The sequence below is a fragment of the Pseudomonas sp. RIT357 genome, assembly GCF_000632245.1.
In the GTDB taxonomy this organism is placed as follows: domain Bacteria; phylum Pseudomonadota; class Gammaproteobacteria; order Pseudomonadales; family Pseudomonadaceae; genus Aquipseudomonas; species Aquipseudomonas sivasensis.
Genome location: NZ_JFYX01000048.1, coordinates 305286 through 322058 on the forward strand (window position 1 = coordinate 305286; position 16773 = coordinate 322058).

At 59.3% G+C, this 16773-nt stretch carries 15 protein-coding genes; 13 read left to right on the forward strand and 2 right to left on the reverse strand.

All coding sequences use genetic code 11. From position 1 onward, the window contains the following. Positions 1-5: 5 nt before the first annotated feature. Positions 6-278, reverse strand: coding sequence for a DUF1652 domain-containing protein (locus tag BW43_RS01330; protein ID WP_032891472.1), 273 nt, complete (start codon positions 276-278; stop codon positions 6-8). Between the two features lie 256 nt (positions 279-534). Here BW43_RS01330 and BW43_RS01325 point away from each other — a divergent pair, with 256 nt between their 5' ends. The 5 genes from BW43_RS01325 (at position 535) to BW43_RS01305 (ending at position 4996) form a co-directional block, all read left to right on the forward strand. Next, complete coding sequence (locus BW43_RS01325) at positions 535-1344, forward strand: AraC family transcriptional regulator (RefSeq protein ID WP_032891474.1); 810 nt, start codon at positions 535-537, stop codon at positions 1342-1344. 49 nt (positions 1345-1393) lie between these two features. Next, on the forward strand, positions 1394-2800 hold the full coding sequence (locus BW43_RS01320; protein ID WP_032891475.1) for an FAD-binding oxidoreductase: 1407 nt from the start codon (positions 1394-1396) through the stop codon (positions 2798-2800). Positions 2801-2827: 27 nt separating this feature from the next. Next, complete coding sequence (locus tag BW43_RS01315; protein WP_032891477.1) at positions 2828-3169, forward strand: cupin domain-containing protein; 342 nt, start codon at positions 2828-2830, stop codon at positions 3167-3169. A 60-nt stretch (positions 3170-3229) separates the two neighbouring features. After that, complete coding sequence (locus BW43_RS01310; protein WP_032891479.1) at positions 3230-4309, forward strand: polyamine ABC transporter substrate-binding protein; 1080 nt, start codon at positions 3230-3232, stop codon at positions 4307-4309. A gap of 222 nt (positions 4310-4531) precedes the next feature. After that, on the forward strand, positions 4532-4996 hold the full coding sequence (locus BW43_RS01305) for a M10 family metallopeptidase C-terminal domain-containing protein (RefSeq protein WP_032891480.1): 465 nt from the start codon (positions 4532-4534) through the stop codon (positions 4994-4996). Between the two features lie 63 nt (positions 4997-5059). Here the strand turns inward: BW43_RS01305 and BW43_RS01300 are convergent, their stop codons facing one another. After that, a complete protein-coding gene (locus tag BW43_RS01300) occupies positions 5060-5845 on the reverse strand; it encodes a LuxR C-terminal-related transcriptional regulator (RefSeq protein WP_032891481.1) in 786 nt (261 codons plus the stop codon). Positions 5846-6043: 198 nt separating this feature from the next. Between BW43_RS01300 and BW43_RS01295 the strand changes: the two genes are divergently transcribed. The 8 genes from BW43_RS01295 (at position 6044) to BW43_RS01260 (ending at position 16697) form a co-directional block, all read left to right on the forward strand. After that, the gene (locus BW43_RS01295; RefSeq protein WP_032891482.1) at positions 6044-7408 is read left to right on the forward strand and encodes an APC family permease; all 1365 of its coding nucleotides are present in this window, start codon (positions 6044-6046) and stop codon (positions 7406-7408) included. A 9-nt stretch (positions 7409-7417) separates the two neighbouring features. Continuing rightward, entirely contained in the window at positions 7418-8521 is a 1104-nt protein-coding gene (locus tag BW43_RS01290) for a P1 family peptidase (RefSeq protein WP_032891483.1), read from the forward strand. Between the two features lie 367 nt (positions 8522-8888). Beyond that, positions 8889-10322, forward strand: coding sequence for a serralysin family metalloprotease (locus BW43_RS01285; RefSeq protein WP_032891484.1), 1434 nt, complete (start codon positions 8889-8891; stop codon positions 10320-10322). A gap of 49 nt (positions 10323-10371) precedes the next feature. Continuing rightward, complete coding sequence (locus BW43_RS01280) at positions 10372-10740, forward strand: AprI/Inh family metalloprotease inhibitor (protein WP_032891485.1); 369 nt, start codon at positions 10372-10374, stop codon at positions 10738-10740. A gap of 102 nt (positions 10741-10842) precedes the next feature. Beyond that, positions 10843-12594 carry a type I secretion system permease/ATPase gene (locus BW43_RS01275; RefSeq protein WP_032891486.1) on the forward strand — a complete coding sequence of 584 codons (1752 nt, stop codon included), beginning with the start codon at positions 10843-10845 and terminating at the stop codon, positions 12592-12594. Further along, positions 12591-13892 (forward strand): HlyD family type I secretion periplasmic adaptor subunit, encoded by a 1302-nt coding sequence (locus tag BW43_RS01270; RefSeq protein WP_032891488.1) that lies wholly within the window; start codon positions 12591-12593, stop codon positions 13890-13892. The genes BW43_RS01275 and BW43_RS01270 overlap by 4 nt, the downstream gene beginning before the upstream one ends. A gap of 2 nt (positions 13893-13894) precedes the next feature. Further along, the gene (locus BW43_RS01265; protein WP_032891490.1) at positions 13895-15232 is read left to right on the forward strand and encodes a TolC family outer membrane protein; all 1338 of its coding nucleotides are present in this window, start codon (positions 13895-13897) and stop codon (positions 15230-15232) included. 40 nt (positions 15233-15272) lie between these two features. Further along, positions 15273-16697 (forward strand): lipase, encoded by a 1425-nt coding sequence (locus tag BW43_RS01260; protein WP_032891492.1) that lies wholly within the window; start codon positions 15273-15275, stop codon positions 16695-16697. Positions 16698-16773 lie beyond the last annotated feature (76 nt).

Genomic DNA, 16773 nt, shown 5'->3' on the forward strand with positions numbered 1-16773 from the left:
ATCGCTCAGGCCCGCAGTGACAGCGGTGGCACAAACGACGCCAGTTCATCCTCCACCGCCTCGATAATCCGCTCTACGTCAGCGGCATTCATGACCGTGGCACAAGGGATGCCGGCGATGGCAATCAGGGTTTCGCCGCTGACGCGGTCAAACAGGCGGGCGATCATGCTGCCGGGCGCGTCCATGCTGCCCTCGAAGCCCATTGGATGAAAATGCCAGCGCATCAGCTGGCAGGCGTTGGGGAACGTCACTTTATTCATGTTGCCCACCTTGTTCATTGAGCGCTTCCTTTAGCTCGCGGCAGGGGGCCATGACCGTCACTGGTCTTGGCGTTGTAGAGCTTAAAAATAGCATTCGCTCTTAACCGGAGGTGACTTTTTTCATCCCGTTCGGCGGTTGTTTTCCTAACGGTTGATGTGGGTCATGTCCTGCTCAGAAATGGGCAAGTGGCCATTAGTCCGAAGTTGCACCTGGCCATTGAACGCACCACCGAATTTCGGCAATCTCCACGGTTTTCCCGCTGCAGAGCTCACCATGCCTGACATCGCTCCCGACGATGATTGCCTGCATACCCAAGCCACGGGCGACCTGGTATTACGCCATCACCTGTGCTGGCGCCATCGCGATCTGGACGGGGTGATGTCCTACTACCACCCGGACATCCAGTACCACGACTTTTTCCAGAACCGCGTGGTCGGTTACGCCGAGCTGCGCGATTACCTGCAAGCCAGCATGCCACGCGAAGCTGACGAAGCGATTGAACACACCGACCGCATCCGCGCCGACGGCGATACCGCCTTTATCCAGTACCGCATCACCCTGCGTGGTGGCCATGGGCTGGTGTCATTCCGTACCAGCGAGGCCATCACCGTGCGCGATGGGTTGATCTGGCGCGTCAATGAATACGCGTCACTGGTGCACGAACAACCGTCCCAGGCCCAACGCCCCAGCGTCAGCCGCCTGGGCCTGTCGCCCCAGCAATTGGGGCATATGGCCAATGACCTGCAGCAGTATTTCGAGCACAAGCAGCCTTATCTGGACCCGGAACTGGACCTGCAGCGAGTCGCCAAGGAGTGCGGTTACAGCCGCAATCAGATTTCCTACCTGCTCAACCAAGTGCTGGGTCAAAGCTTCTATCGCTACGTCAACCAGGCGCGCCTGCAGCATTTGCTCGCCGCGCTGGATAACGCGCGCCCGCCGATCAAGGTAGACGACCTGGCCTTTGCCGCCGGTTTCAATTCGCTGTCGGCGTTCTACAGTGCCTTCCGCCAGCACACCGGCCAGTCGCCCAAGGCCTACGTCAAACAAATTTCCCTGCGTGCACGCGCGCAAGACAACCAATAACCGCCGGCCCTAGGATCAGCCCCATCGAAACGTGGTTGGGGAGCTTGGCATGCCGGCATGGCGCAACATCAGTTTATGGATGGACCAACTGGACGACCCGCTGGTGGCGCGGCCGACCCTGGAACACGACTTGGACGTCGATGTGGCGATTATCGGCGCTGGCTACACCGGGCTTTGGACCGCCTACTACCTCAAACGCCAGGCGCCCGAGCTGAAGATTGCGATTATCGAGGCTCAAACCGCCGGTTTCGGTGCATCGGGCCGCAACGGCGGCTGGCTGATGGGCAACCTGCTGGGTGAAGATCGCCTGCTGGCCGGCCTGGCACCTGAACAACGCCGGGCCTCATTCGACCTGCTGCACAGCATTCCGGATGAAGTCGCCCACGTGTTGACCCGCGAAGGCATCGACTGCGACTACCGCAAGGGCGGCGCGCTGTACTGCGCGGCCCGTTACCCCGAGCAGGAGGGCAGCCTGCGTGCCTACCTGGACAAGCTCTACGCCCAAGGCCTCACCGAAGCCGATTATCGCTGGCTGAGCCCACAGCAGTTGGCCGAACAGATCCGCATTGCCAAACCCTATGGCGGTATCTATGCACCTCACGTCGCCACGATCCACCCGGCCAAGCTAGTGCGCGGCCTGGCGCGGGCAGTGGAGCGCATGGGCGTTACGATTTACGAAAAAAGTCCGGTCACCCAGTGGCAGTCCGGCAGCCTTTGCACTGATAAGGCCAGTGTCCGCGCCGCTTGGGTAGTGCCCGCCGTCGAGGGTTACGCGAACACTTTGCCGCCGTTGGGCCGCTACCAGTTGCCGGTGCAAAGCCTGATCGTCGCCACCGAGCCGCTGCCCGCCAGCACCTGGGACGAGATTGGCCTGCGCCACGGCCAGGCATTTGGCGAAAGTAGCCGCCAGGTCACTTATGGTCAGCGCACGGCGGACAACCGACTGGTGTTCGGGGCCCGCGGCGGTTACCAGTTCGCCGGCAAACTTCGCCACAACTTCGATTTGACCGATAGCGAAGTGGAGCTACGTCGCTATCTGTTCGGCGAACTCTTCCCACAGCTCAAGAACGTGCGGATTACCCATTCGTGGGGCGGCAACCTTGGTATGTCGCGCAATTTTCGACCGCACATGCTCTGTGATCACACCACCGGCATCGCGCTGTCCGGCGGTTATGGCGGGGAGGGCGTTGGAGCCACCAACCTGGGTGGCCGCACTCTGGCGGATTTGATCCTCCGTCGCGACACGCCACTGACCTATCAACCTTGGGTGATCCGCGAGCGCGGCCTTGATGCGCTCAAGGCCTGGGAACCGGAACCCTGCCGTTGGCTGGGTTACAACGCGATCATTCGCAGTTTTGTCCATGAAGACCACGTCCTGGCCAACCCCAACACCGCCCCTTGGCGCCGCAAGCTGGCGACCGGCTTGGCCGGATTCATGGAAGGGTTCATGCACTGAGTCGTTTCACTTACACGGGAAAAACCCATGAGCATCACGCACTTCAAAGACACGCTGAATGCCCACCTGCCGGACTCGTCACCCGTGGCCGTGCCCCTGGGCGAGCCGATTGCGGTGGCCTCGACCTTGAGCGTAGAGCGCAGCGACGGCGTCGAAACCGGCATCTGGGCATGCACGCCGGGTCGTTGGCGTCGCCAGATCAAATCCCAGGAGTTTTGTCACTTTATCCAGGGCCGCTGCACCTTCACCCCCGACAACGGTGAAATCGTCCACATACAAGCCGGCGACGCACTGATGTTGCCGGCCAACAGCACCGGGATCTGGGATATCCAGGAAACCGTGCGCAAGACCTACGTACTGATTCTGTAACGCTTTGATCCTTGATCGCCTGCCATAAAAACAGCCCTAAAACCGCCAGGAAATCGAACCATGAAAGCCATTGCCCTGTTGCCCTTGATGTTGGTGGCCTCTATCAGCCAGGCCGCCGAGACGGTGAAAATCTACAACTGGTCCAGCTACATTGCGCCAGACACCACGAAGAACTTCCAGAAGCAGACCGGGATCGGTTTCAGCTACGACGTGTACGACAGCAATGAAACCCTCGACGGCAAGCTCATGACCGGCAACTCGGGTTACGACGTGGTGTTTCCGTCCAACCATTTCATGGCCCGGCAGATCCAGGGCGGCGCCCTCAAAAAGCTCGACAAGAGCCAGTTGCCCAACTGGAAAAACCTCAACCCGGTGCTGCTCAAAACCCTGGAAAACAATGATCCGGGTAATGCCCATGGCTTTCCGTACCTGTGGGGCAGCACCGGCATCGGCTACAACATCGACAAGGTCAAGGCCGTGCTGGGGGATAACGCCCCAGTGGACTCCTGGGACTTGATCTTCAAGCCCGAATACATGGAAAAACTCAGCAAGTGCGGCGTAGCCATCCTCGACAATGGCCCGGAGCTGTTGCCTATCGCCCTCAATTACCTGGGTTTGCCGCCCCACAGCAAGAAGCCCGAAGACTACAAAAAGGCTGAGGCCTTGCTGATGAAAGTGCGGCCTTACGTGGCGTATTTCCATTCCTCGAAATACACCGGCGACCTGGCCAACGGCGACATCTGCGTGGCCGTCGGCTTCTCCGGCGATGTGCTGCAAGCCGAGAGTCGCGCCAAGGAAGCCAAGAACGGCGTGAAAATCGGTTACCAGATCCCCAAGGAAGGCGCCGCTATCTGGTTCGACATGGTGGCCATGCCTGCGGATGCCCCCGATGAAAAGGCTGGCTACGCGTTCATGAACTACCTGCTTGAGCCCCAAGTGATGGCGGACATTACTAACTCCGTGCATTACGCCAATGGCAACAGCGCTGCGGACAGCCTGGTCGATCCTGAGATCAAGGCGGACACCAAGATCTACCCAAGCGAAGCCATGATGGGCAAGTTGTTCGCGCTGGAATCAATGCCGCTGAATATCGACCGGATTCGCACGCGGGTGTGGAATACGATTCGTATGGGCCGCTGATCAAACGCTGTCGAGTACTGCAAAATATATTTGAAAGTGTTGCTGGTCTACGAAGCGTGGCCAGCAACGTTCAGTTGAATTATTAGACTAAGGGATGTTTTGCTGTTTTTCGGAAACGACAGGAAAAACAGTTCGAGTTGGAAGGGAGGTATCAGTGTGAGAAGTTCTCGTCCGCAATTCACGAAGCTTCTTTATTGATCATTACATGAAAAGGTACCTCATATGTCTTCAGTACAAAGTTTGCCAAATGGCGGAACGTGGACTCGTCCCGAAAACAGCCTTCCTGTATTGCGTGGCACAGACGCTCGCGAACGCCTGAACGCCAGGCCCGACGAGGCTTCGGTGCTTGTCGGTGGCGGGGGCAGTGACCAGTTGGTGGGCGCGCGAGGTGCGAATACCTTCAAGTACGAACACTTCACAGACTCTACGAGCAATGATCCGGATACTATTTTCAACTTCAATCCAAGGGAGGATAAAGTTGATTTGTCTGGCATGGTAAAAAATAACAAGATAAAGATAATTCATATTCGGCCTCGTGCACCCGCTGAAGTAGGCGATGTACAGTTAAAGCACAGCCCTTTTGGTTGGAGTACGCTGGATATGAAAGTCAATGCGCAGGGGCCTAACTTCTCCATCCGTATTGATAATGTAAAGTTGTTGGCCGATCACGTTAAATTCTTTAGTTAAATCCACTCGCCGCAAAATGGTCAGGCAGCGTGTGCTGCCCGGCCGTTTTACGTCGATATCGTTCTACGGATTTTCCAGATCATGCCCCAGCGACTGGATAAATAACGAAAACAGCTCCGGCTGCGATGAGATATCCAGCTTTGCGTACAAATGCCGACGGTGCACTTTCACCGTGTCCGGCGAGATATTCAGGCGTTCAGCCATGGCCTTGGAGGAAAACCCGCGCAGCACCAGGCGGGCGATTTCCAGCTCTCGGTCCGACAGCACGCCACAGCCGAACTGGCTCAAGGCATCCCTGATCTGGCTGTCCATGGCCGGGGCGCGCTGGGTGCTTTGCTGCCAATGCTGCTGCATCAGCGGCAGTACCCAGGCCGCCATCATCGTCATCAGTCCAGTGTCTTCTGCACTGAACCGCCGCTGCATACCCAGCGACAGTGACAATGTCCCCATCCCCGGCAGTTGCAGGATCAATTGCACCTCGTCTTCCAGCACGTTGTCATGGAAGTAATTGAGGAAGTATTCACTCTGTCGGAAATGGTCCGGCGCCACTTCTTCCAGGCGGTATACACCGCTGGAGTACCCTTCGCGACACGCCTGGAAAAACGGATCGAGCAAATACAGGCCATTGAGGTACGTCAGCATCGACGCCGGTTTGCTGCTGGGCTGAGCGTCGTATTCCTCAAGGGCTTGGGGCGCGCCCTCCAACGGGTAGAAAATCGCCAACGCGTTATCGAAGGGCAGGCATTGGTGCAACAACAGCACCAACTGTTTCCAGAAACCCTGGGTACCGATGTGCGCGACGGTACGGCCCAAGCCAGCGTGCATGCCAACCTCACGGAACAGGCTCATATCACAGGCTCCCGCCAGCAAAAGATCGCTCAAGGGTTCGGCTTTTGCCAGGAACCGTCAAGGGGAGTACGCCAATAGGGGAATTGGCTGACAAGCTCCTGGGCGATAACGTCTTCATCATCCAACGGGAAACATATCCCGAAAAACATCATTTTTCGTTTCTGCCTCACACCAAGAACAACGACAGAGGATAACGATATGAGCACTTCCCCCACGCCTGACGGCGTGTTGAAACCTACCCTTAGCGTTTTCGATGTAGTGGCCATCACCGTTTCCGCAGTGACGCCGGCCAGTTCCGTGTTTGTGATCGCGCCCTTTGCCATCCAGCAGGCGGGAAGTGGTGTGTTCCTGGCGTTTGTGATGGCCGGCCTGCTCGCGCTGATGTTCGCGTTTTGTTATGCCGAACTGGGTCGCGCCCACAACAGTGCCGGTGGTGAATATGTGTACGCCAAGCGTGTGTTCGGTGGCATGGCTGGCTATGCGACCTTTCTCACGGTGCTGGTGATGTTGCTATTCATCCCGCCGGTATTGGCCACCGGGGCCGCGACCTATCTCAACAACGCTTTGGGCACGACGTTCGACTCGCAAACCGTCGCCCTGGTGATTGTGGTGTGCAGCTACGCCCTGGGCATTCTCAATATCAAGCTCAATGCCTGGATTACCGGCACCTGTTTGCTGCTGGAAGTGGCGGCGCTACTGGTAATCGTATTTATCGGGTTTGGTAACCCGGTGCAGCCGGCGAGTGTGTTGTTCCAGCCCCAGATCGTCGAAAACGGCGTGCTGCATCTCGCGCCGTGGGCCTTGGTGATCGGTGCGGTGGGCATAGGTTTGTTTTCCTACAATGGCTACGGCCCCGCAGTGCTGCTGGCCGAAGACATGAAGTGCGGCGGCAAAGGCGTGCACAAGGCCGTGTTGTGGTCCCTGGGCTTGGTGGTGGTGATCGAACTGGTACCGATCACCGCACTGCTGATCGGCGCGCCGTCCCTGAGCGCAATGATCAGCAGCCCAGACCCCATCGGCTACTTGCTCACCAGCCACGGCAATGAAACCTTGTCGCGCTTGGTCAGTGCCGGGATCTTCCTCTCGGTGTTCAACGCGATTGTCGCCATCGTGATCCAGATCGGCCGCGTGGTATTCAGCAGCGGGCGCGATGCGCTGTGGACGCCGACCATCAACACACTATTCACCCGCATTCACCCGCGCTGGGATTCGCCCTGGTTGGCGACGCTGTTCCTGGCGATCCCGTCGGCGCTGCTCAGCTTCAGTTCCAACCTGGCGGACCTCACCTCATTCAGCGTGTTGCTGATCATGCTGGTGTACCTGGTAGTGGCGTTGAGCGCGTTGATGAGCCGCGTGTTGCTGCGCGACCGCGAACACCCGTATCGCATGCCGCTGTGGCCGTTGCCGGCGTTGTTGGCTGTCATCGGTGCAGGTTACTTGCTGGTGACCTTGATCTATGCGGCGTCTGTGCGCGACATCATGATCATCCTCGGCTTGCTGGCCTTGTCGGTGATTTTCTATTGCATCAGCGGCCGGTCGAGTCCGGTCTTCCAGAAATTGTAAGGAGCGGTTATGCGCGCACGTCAATTGGGCATCTCTTTGGGGCTGGGCACACCCGGTGAGTTGAATGCCATCACCGATGTACCGGGCGTGCGGGTGGGCCACAGTACCCTCAACACCCGTATCGACGGCAAGCAAGTGCGCACCGGTGTGACGGTGATCCAGCCGCGCGCCGGGGAAGCGCGCCAGCAACCCTGCTTCGCCGGCTACCACGTGCTCAATGGCAATGGCGATGCCACGGGCCTGGAGTGGATCAGTGAAGCAGGGCTGCTGACCACACCGCTGGCCATCACCAACACCCACAGCATCGGCATTGTGCGCGACACGTTGATCGCCCTGGAGCGCGAGCGCCTCGCGGACCCGGCGGTGTACTGGTGCATGCCGGTGGTGATGGAGACCTATGACGGCCTGCTCAACGATATCTGGGGCCAACATGTGCAACCCGAACATGTGCGCGAAGCCGTCGTCAACGCCGAAGCCGGTCCGGTACAAGAGGGCGCGGTGGGTGGCGGCACCGGAATGATCTGCCATGAATTCAAGGGCGGTATCGGCACGGCGTCGCGGCGTTTGCCGGCGGAGCAGGGCGGTTGGACCGTCGGCGTGCTGGTCCAGGCCAACCATGGCAAGCGCCAGGAGCTGCGGGTGGATGGCTATCCGGTGGGACGCCGGTTGATGGACATCCCATCGCCCTTCACCGAGCGCGGTACGCCGGGCATGGGCTCCATTGTGGTGATCCTGGCCACCGACGCGCCGTTGCTGCCGCATCAATGCCAGCGTCTGGCGCAACGCGCCTCCATCGGCATCGCCCGTACCGGCGGCGGCACCGAAGATTCCAGTGGCGATCTGTTCCTGGCTTTCGCCACCGGGAACCAGGACCTGCCTGCCGCGGATTACGGCCGCAAGGGCCTGCCGTTCAGCAGTGCGTTGCAGATGGTCAATAACGACCACATTTCGCCGCTGTTCAGCGCCGCAGCAGAGGCGGTGGAAGAGGCAATCATCAACGCCATTCTGGCGGGTGAAACCATGAACACCGACGATGGCGTGCAAGTTCCGGGTTTGATGGGCGAGACGCTGTTACAGGCATTACACGATACGGGGTGGAGTGTGTCCCGGTAATGGGGGACAACGCCTATTATTAGTTGAAGTAATGGCTGTTTAATGTTGCCAATGACACCGTGGCAATATAGTGGATCCAATTATTAACTGTGCCACTCAACTTGAGCGGCATCGGTGCTATTTAATATTTAAATACGTGTCCGCTGCTTTTTGTCGGACAAAACCAAGTTGCCCCAATAAACCCGGCACAAAAGTTTCACTAGTTGGCAGTTTGCTACTTTTTTACGGCGGAAATAGATGTAGACGAAAGATTTCAAGTTGTGTCAGTTTTCTTACGCCTTCAAAAGAGGCGAGTGATAGGACGATCTCGCCCGCGGGGTTCCTATCGATCAAAGACTGATGCACTTGCAAACAAGGAAGTACGTTTATGTCCAAAGTAAAAGACAAGGCTATCGTGTCGGCGGCGCAAGCCAGCACCGCTTACTCGCAAATCGATAGCTTCAGCCATCTGTATGACCGTGGCGGCAACCTCACGATCAACGGCAAACCGTCCTACACCGTCGACCAGGCCGCCACCCAGCTGCTGCGCGACGGCGCCGCGTACCGGGACTTTGACGGCAACGGCAAGATCGACCTGACCTACACCTTCCTGACCTCGGCGTCGTCGAGCACCATGAACAAACATGGCATCTCGGGCTTCAGCCAGTTCAACGCCCAGCAGAAAGCACAGGCCGCACTGGCCATGCAATCCTGGTCTGACGTGGCCAACGTCACCTTCACCGAGAAAGCCACCGGCGGTGACGGCCACATGACATTCGGCAACTACAGCAGCGGCCAGGATGGCGCAGCGGCCTTCGCCTACCTGCCCGGCACCGGTGCAGGCTACGACGGCACCTCGTGGTACCTGACCAACAACAGCTACACGCCCAACAAGACTCCGGACCTGAACAACTACGGCCGGCAGACCCTGACCCACGAAATCGGCCACACCCTCGGCCTGGCTCACCCTGGCGACTACAACGCCGGCGAAGGCGCGCCGACTTACAAAGACGCGACCTATGGACAGGACACGCGCGGCTACAGCCTCATGAGTTACTGGAGCGAGAGCAACACCAACCAGAACTTCAGCAAAGGCGGCGTCGAGGCCTACGCTTCCGGCCCGCTGATCGACGACATCGCAGCAATCCAGAAGCTATACGGCGCCAACTACAACACACGCGCCGGCGACACCACCTACGGCTTCAATTCCAACACCGGGCGTGATTTCCTAAGCGCTACCTCCAACGCCGACAAGCTGGTGTTCTCGGTGTGGGACGGTGGCGGCAACGACACCCTGGACTTCTCCGGTTTCACTCAGAACCAGAAGATCAACCTCAATGAAGCCTCGTTCTCCGACGTAGGCGGCCTGGTGGGCAACGTGTCCATCGCCAAGGGCGTGACGGTCGAAAACGCCTTCGGTGGTGCGGGTAATGACCTGATCATCGGTAACAACGCCGCCAACATTATCAAGGGTGGGGCCGGCAACGACCTGATCTACGGTGCTGGCGGTGCGGACCAACTGTGGGGCGGCGCCGGCAATGACACCTTTGTGTTCGGTGCCAGTTCCGACTCCAAGCCAGGGGCGGCGGACAAGATCTTTGACTTCACCTCAGGTTCGGACAAGATCGACCTCAGCGGCATCACCAAAGGTGCTGGCCTGACCTTCGTCAACGCGTTCACCGGGCATGCCGGCGACGCGGTATTGACCTACGCAGCCGGTACCAATCTGGGTACGTTGGCCGTCGACTTCTCCGGGCACGGCGTGGCGGATTTCCTCGTCACCACCGTAGGCCAGGCAGCCGTCAGCGACATCGTGGCGTGATACAAAGGCGCGGCGTTTCGGCGTCGCGCCTCCAGGATGGAGCGTGAAGATGCAGCGTTTTTTCAACTTTATCGCCTGCGTATTGCAGGTGATGTTCGTGTCGGCAGGAGCCCACGCAATGGCGAGCAGTCTTGTTTTACCTTCCAGCGCTCAATTGGCCGGGCATTGGCAACTGCACCAGCAGGATCAGGTGTGCGCCCTCGACCTGCTCGAACAGGCCAACGCGTTGAGCGGTGATGTGGCCTGTGCCGCCCAATGGCTGGGCGATACCCCCCTGACATGGTCGCCCACTCCGGACGGTATCTGGCTATTCAATGCCGAAGGCAGCGGGATCACTCATTTGAATCGCCAGAAAGACGGGGAGTATCAAGCCCGCACCCAGGCGGGCGTCGTGGTTGAATTAAAACGAATGCCTTAGTTATCGCTATAACTTTATAACTCGATTTTATTAGTTAGCCGGCCTTTATCAGGGGCTCGGGCAACTTATGCGCGAAATTTGGCTTAAGGAAGATCAGAACATATGGCCAAGCCCTTTGCGGTAGCGCCCTTATTCAAGGCGCTGGGTGAATACAAGAGCATCTTGATCAGCGTTGGCTGCTTCACGGCATTAATTAACCTGCTGATGCTGGTGCCGTCGATTTACATGTTGCAAGTGTACGACCGCGTGCTGTCCTCCCAGAACGAAACTACCCTGGTGATGTTGACGCTGATGGTCGTGGGCTTCTTTGCGTTTATTGGCACCTTGGAAGTGATCCGTAGTTTCATCGTGATCCGTATCGGCAGTCAGTTGGAACGGCGTTTCAACTTACGCGTGTACAAGGCCGCATTCGAACGCAATCTGCAACGCGGCCAGGGGCATGCCGGGCAATCCCTGGGCGACCTGACCCATATCCGCCAATTCATCACGGGGCCGGCGCTGTTCGCGTTTTTTGATGCGCCGTGGTTTCCGATCTACCTGTTTGTGATTTTCCTGTTCAACGTCTGGCTTGGGGTGCTGGCCACCGCCGGTGCTGTGCTGTTGATTGGCCTCGCGTGCCTCAACGAATACCTGACGAAGAAGCCATTGGGTGAGGCCAGTGGTTTCTCCCAACAGTCGACGCAACTGGCCACCAGCCATTTGCACAACGCCGAAACTATCCAGGCCATGGGCATGCTCGGCGCGCTGCGCAAGCGCTGGTTTGCGGTGCATGCGCAGTTCCTCGGCCTGCAGAACAAGGCCAGTGACACCGGTTCGGTGATCACCTCGTTGAGCAAATCCTTGCGGCTATGCTTGCAATCACTGGTACTCGGCCTGGGCGCATTGCTGGTGATCAGGGGCGATATGACGGCAGGCATGATGATCGCCGGTTCGATCCTGATGGGGCGTGTGCTCAGCCCCATCGACCAGTTGATTGCGGTGTGGAAGCAGTGGAGTTCGGCGAAGCTGGCCTACCAGCGGTTGGACGAATTACTGCGTGAGTTCCCTCCGGAAGTGGAGCAGATGAAACTGCCCGCACCCAAGGGCCAAGTCAGCTTCGAACAGGTCAGTGCCGGCCCGCCGGGTAAGCGCGTGGCGACGTTGCATCAAGTCAGCTTTACCTTAGGAGCGGGCGAAGTGCTCGGCGTGCTCGGCGCCTCGGGCTCCGGAAAATCCACCCTGGCCCGTGTGCTGGTGGGCGTGTGGCCGACCCTGGCCGGCACCGTGCGCCTGGATGGCGCGGACATACACCGCTGGGACCGCGACGACCTCGGCCCGCACATTGGCTATCTGCCCCAGGACATCGAACTGTTCAGCGGCAGCATCGCCGACAACATTGCGCGCTTTCGCGAGGCGGACCCTGAGCTTGTCGTCAAGGCCGCACAACAAGCCGGCGTGCATGAACTGATCCTGCGCCTGCCCCAAGGCTACGACACGGTGCTGGGGGATAACGGCGGCGGCCTGTCCGGCGGCCAGAAGCAGCGCGTGGCCCTGGCCCGTGCGCTGTATGGCGGGCCACGGTTGATTGTGCTGGATGAACCCAACTCCAATCTCGACACCGTGGGCGAAGCGGCCTTGGCCACTGCCATTGTGCAGATGAAAGCCCAGGGCAGCAGCGTGGTGCTGGTCACTCACAGGTCTTCTGCGTTGGCCCAGGCCGACAAGTTGCTGGTGCTCAACGAAGGCCGTTTGCAGGCGTTCGGGCCAAGCCAGGACGTGCTTAGGGCGTTGTCCGGCCAGCAGGAAGCGCCGAAGGACAAACCGGGTGTGAGTTTCAGTCGTCAGTATCAAGCCGGAAGGAATCCAGGCGCATGAGCAGCATCACTTTCGAACAACGCGACGCGGGTTTTTTCGCCCGCATGGGCTGGCTGCTGACAGTGGTCGGTGCCGGTGGTTTCTTCCTGTGGGCCAGCCTCGCGCCGCTGGATCAAGGGATTCCCGTGCAAGGCACGGTGGTGGTGTCCGGCAAGCGCAAGGCTGTGCAAACCCTCAGTCCCGGTGTGGTCAGCCGTATTCTGGTGCGTGAAGGCGAGCTGGTGAAACAAGGCCAGCCGTTGTTCCGTCTCGACCAGACCCAGAACCAGGCCGACGTGCAATCGCTGCAAGCCCAGTACCGTATGGCCTGGGCCAGTGTGGCGCGTTGGCAGAGCGAGCGCGACAATCAATCCTCCATCACCTTTCCCGCCGAGCTGAGCAGCAATCCCGAGCCTGCCTTGGCCTTGGTGCTCGAAGGCCAGCGTCAGCTGTTCAGCAGCCGCCGCGAGGCCTTCGCCCGCGAGCAAGCCGGCATTCGCGCGAATATCGACGGCGCCACCGCGCAACTCGGCGGCATGCGTCGTGCCCGCAGCGACTTGACCGCCCAGGCCCAATCCCTGCGTGATCAACTGAGCAACCTGCAACCCTTGGCCGACAACGGCTACATCCCGCGCAATCGGCTGATGGAGTACCAGCGCCAATTGTCCCAAGTGCAACAAGACCTGGCGCAAAACACCGGGGAAAGCGGCCGGGTAGAGCAGGGCATCGTCGAGTCGCGTCTCAAGTTGCAGCAGCACAGCGAGGAGTATCAGAAGGAAGTGCGCAGCCAATTGGCCGACGCGCAACTGCGCAGCCTGACCCTTGAGCAACAACTGACCTCTGCCGGGTTCGACCTGCAACACAGCGAAATCAACGCGCCGGCCGACGGCATCGCGGTCAACCTCGGCGTGCACACCGAAGGCGCTGTGGTGCGTGCCGGTGAAACCCTGCTGGAGATCGTGCCCCAAGGCACACGCCTGGAGGTGGAAGGGCATCTACCGGTGCATCTGGTGGACAAAGTCGGCACGCACTTGCCGGTGGATATTCTCTTCACCGCGTTCAACCAGAGCCGTACGCCGCGCGTGCCGGGGGAGGTCAGCCTGATTTCTGCCGACCAAATGCTTGATGAGAAAACCGGTGCGCCCTATTACGTGCTGCGTACCACGGTGAGCGAGGCAGCGTTGGAAAAACTCCAGGGTCTGGTGATCAAGCCGGGGATGCCCGCCGAGATGTTCGTGCGTACGGGCGAGCGCTCGCTGCTCAATTACCTGTTCAAACCGCTGCTGGATCGCGCCGGCTCAGCGTTGACCGAGGAATGAACATGAAACCTGTGTTTATTGCCTTGTTGTTCTGCTGCGCCAGTGCCCAGGCTGCCATGGGCCCGTTTGATGTCTACGAGCAAGCCTTGCGCAACGACCCAGTGTTTCTTGGCGCGATCAAGGAGCGCGACGCCGGCCTGGAAAACCGCACCATCGGCCGTGCTGGTTTGCTGCCCAAGCTGTCGTACAACTACAACAAGGGCCGCAACAACTCCCAGGCCACCTTGCCCGACGGGCGCGGCGGCAATTATCACGACGACCGCAACTACAACAGCTACGGTTCCACCTTCAGCCTGCAACAACCGCTGTTTGACTACGAGGCTTATGCCAACTACCGCAAAGGCGTGGCCCAGGCGTTGTTTGCCGACGAAAGTTTTCGTGACAAGAGCCAGGCGCTGCTGGTGCGGGTGTTGACCTACTACACCCAAGCGCTGTTCGCCCAGGACCAGATCGACATCGCCCGAGCCAAGAAAAAGGCCTTCGAGCAGCAGTTTCAGCAGAACCAGCATCTATTCCAGCAGGGTGAGGGCACCCGTACCGACATTCTCGAAGCCGAGTCGCGCTACGAGCTGGCCACCGCCGAAGAGATCGAAGCGCTGGACGAACAAGACGCGTCGTTAAGGGAATTGGGCGCCTTGATCGGCGTGCAGAGCGTCAACATCCACGACTTGGCGCCGCTGAACCAGGATTTCGCCGCATTCGCACTGACCCCGGCCAATTACGAAACTTGGCATGAACTGGCAATCAGTAATAACCCCACCCTCGCGTCTCAACGCCAGGCCCTGGAGGTGGCGCGCTACGAAGTGGAGCGCAATCGCGCCGGGCATTTGCCCAAGGTCACGGCCTACGCGAGTTCACGCCAGCAGGAGTCCGATAGCGGCAACACCTACAACCAGCGCTATGACACCAACACCATTGGCGTGGAAGTCAGCCTGCCGCTGTACGCGGGTGGCGGCATATCGGCCTCTACTCGCCAGGCCAGTCGCGCCATGGAGCAGGCAGAGTACGAGCTGGAGGGCAAGACCCGGGAAACCCTGATCGAACTGCGTCGGCAGTTCAGTGCCTGTTTGTCGGGCGTGAGCAAGCTGCGTGCGTACCAAAAGGCGCTGGCGTCGGCCGAGGCGCTGGTGGTGTCGACCAAGCAGAGCATCCTCGGTGGTGAACGGGTCAATCTCGATGCATTGAATGCCGAACAGCAGCTGTACAGCACCCGACGCGACCTCGCCCAGGCTCGCTACGACTATTTGATGGCCTGGACCAAATTGCATTACTACGCCGGCAACTTGCGCGACACCGATCTGGCCAAGGTGGACGAAGCGTTCGGGCCCGCACAGCGTTAACCAGCTTTCTCGACAACTCCAACAAAAGAGAGGCAGTACCATGGGTGTATTCGACTATAAAAACCTGGGCGCCGAAGGCTCCAAAGCGTTGTTCGCCGATGCCATGGCGATCACGCTGTACACCTACCACAACCTGGATAACGGCTTTGCCGTGGGTTATCAGCACAACGGTCTGGGCTTTGGCTTGCCGGCCACCCTGGTCGGCGCGTTGTTAGGCAGCAGTGATTCCCAGGGCGTGATCCCCGGCATTCCCTGGAACCCCGACTCGGAAAAAGCCGCCCTGGAGGCCGTGCAACAAGCCGGCTGGACACCTATCAGCGCCAGCGCCCTGGGCTATACCGGCAAGGTCGACGCCAGGGGCACCTTCTTTGGCGAAAAACCGGGCTACACCACGGCCCAGGTCGAAGTGCTCGGCAAGTACGATGACGCCGGCAAACTGCTGGAAATCGGCATCGGTTTTCGTGGTACTTCAGGCCCACGGGAAAGCCTGATCAGCGACTCCATCGGCGATCTGGTCAGCGATCTGCTCGCGGCCCTGGGGCCCAAGGATTACGCAAAAAACTACGCCGGCGAAGCCTTCGGCGGTTTGCTCAAGAACATCGCCGACTACGCCAGTGCCCACGGCCTCAGCGGCCACGACGTGGTAGTCAGCGGCCACAGCCTGGGCGGCCTGGCGGTGAACAGCATGGCGGACTTGAGCAACAGCAAATGGGCGGGCTTCTTCAAGGACGCCAACTATGTGGCCTACGCCTCGCCGACCCAGAGCAGCGGCGACAAGGTGCTCAATGTCGGCTATGAAAACGATCCGGTTTTCCGTGCGCTGGACGGCTCATCCGTCAACTGGTCGTCGTTGGGCGTGCATGACAAGCCCCATGAATCGACCACCGACAATATCGTCAGCTTCAACGACCATTACGCCTCAACGCTGTGGAATGTGCTGCCGTTTTCCATCACCAACCTGCCGACCTGGATCTCCCATTTGCCCACCGGATATGGCGACGGCATGACGCGTGTTCTGGAGTCCGGGTTCTATGAGGTGATGACTCGCGACTCGACGATTATTGTCGCCAACCTGTCGGACCCTGCGCGGGCCAACACGTGGGTGCAGGACCTCAATCGCAACGCCGAGCCCCACAAAGGCGACACCTTCATCATTGGCAGCGCTGGCAATGACTTGATCCAGGGCGGCAAGGGCGCGGACTTTATCGAGGCCGGCAAGGGTAACGACACGATCCGTGACAGCAGCGGGCACAACACGTTTTTATTCAGCGGGCAGTTTGGCCAGGACCGGATTATTGGCTATCAGCCAACGGACAAATTGGTGTTTACGGACGTGCAGAGCAGTGGCGATTATCGTGATCACGCCAAGGTGGTGGGCGGGGATACCGTGATCAGTTTTGGCGGGGATTCAGTGACGCTGGTGGGAGTGGTTGGGTTGTCGGGGGAGGGGATTGTCATCAGTTAAAACGGTGGGAGGGGGTTTGCTCCCGATAGCGGTGGTTCAGTCAATAGAGATGTTGACTGGAAGATCGCCATCGGGG

What these genes read in the sequence shown, in the direction of transcription:
- BW43_RS01260 (WP_032891492.1), top strand. Translation starts at nt 15,273, where the DNA reads ATGGGTGTATTCGACTATAAAAACCTGGGCGCCGAAGGCTCCAAAGCG.
- BW43_RS01295 (WP_032891482.1), top strand. Translation starts at nt 6,044, where the DNA reads ATGAGCACTTCCCCCACGCCTGACGGCGTGTTGAAACCTACCCTTAGC.
- BW43_RS01330 (WP_032891472.1), bottom strand. Translation starts at nt 278, where the DNA reads ATGAACAAGGTGGGCAACATGAATAAAGTGACGTTCCCCAACGCCTGC.
- BW43_RS01305 (WP_032891480.1), top strand. Translation starts at nt 4,532, where the DNA reads ATGTCTTCAGTACAAAGTTTGCCAAATGGCGGAACGTGGACTCGTCCC.
- BW43_RS01325 (WP_032891474.1), top strand. Translation starts at nt 535, where the DNA reads ATGCCTGACATCGCTCCCGACGATGATTGCCTGCATACCCAAGCCACG.
- BW43_RS01270 (WP_032891488.1), top strand. Translation starts at nt 12,591, where the DNA reads ATGAGCAGCATCACTTTCGAACAACGCGACGCGGGTTTTTTCGCCCGC.
- BW43_RS01265 (WP_032891490.1), top strand. Translation starts at nt 13,895, where the DNA reads ATGAAACCTGTGTTTATTGCCTTGTTGTTCTGCTGCGCCAGTGCCCAG.
- BW43_RS01280 (WP_032891485.1), top strand. Translation starts at nt 10,372, where the DNA reads ATGCAGCGTTTTTTCAACTTTATCGCCTGCGTATTGCAGGTGATGTTC.
- BW43_RS01275 (WP_032891486.1), top strand. Translation starts at nt 10,843, where the DNA reads ATGGCCAAGCCCTTTGCGGTAGCGCCCTTATTCAAGGCGCTGGGTGAA.
- BW43_RS01310 (WP_032891479.1), top strand. Translation starts at nt 3,230, where the DNA reads ATGAAAGCCATTGCCCTGTTGCCCTTGATGTTGGTGGCCTCTATCAGC.
- BW43_RS01320 (WP_032891475.1), top strand. Translation starts at nt 1,394, where the DNA reads ATGCCGGCATGGCGCAACATCAGTTTATGGATGGACCAACTGGACGAC.
- BW43_RS01300 (WP_032891481.1), bottom strand. Translation starts at nt 5,845, where the DNA reads ATGAGCCTGTTCCGTGAGGTTGGCATGCACGCTGGCTTGGGCCGTACC.
- BW43_RS01315 (WP_032891477.1), top strand. Translation starts at nt 2,828, where the DNA reads ATGAGCATCACGCACTTCAAAGACACGCTGAATGCCCACCTGCCGGAC.
- BW43_RS01285 (WP_032891484.1), top strand. Translation starts at nt 8,889, where the DNA reads ATGTCCAAAGTAAAAGACAAGGCTATCGTGTCGGCGGCGCAAGCCAGC.
- BW43_RS01290 (WP_032891483.1), top strand. Translation starts at nt 7,418, where the DNA reads ATGCGCGCACGTCAATTGGGCATCTCTTTGGGGCTGGGCACACCCGGT.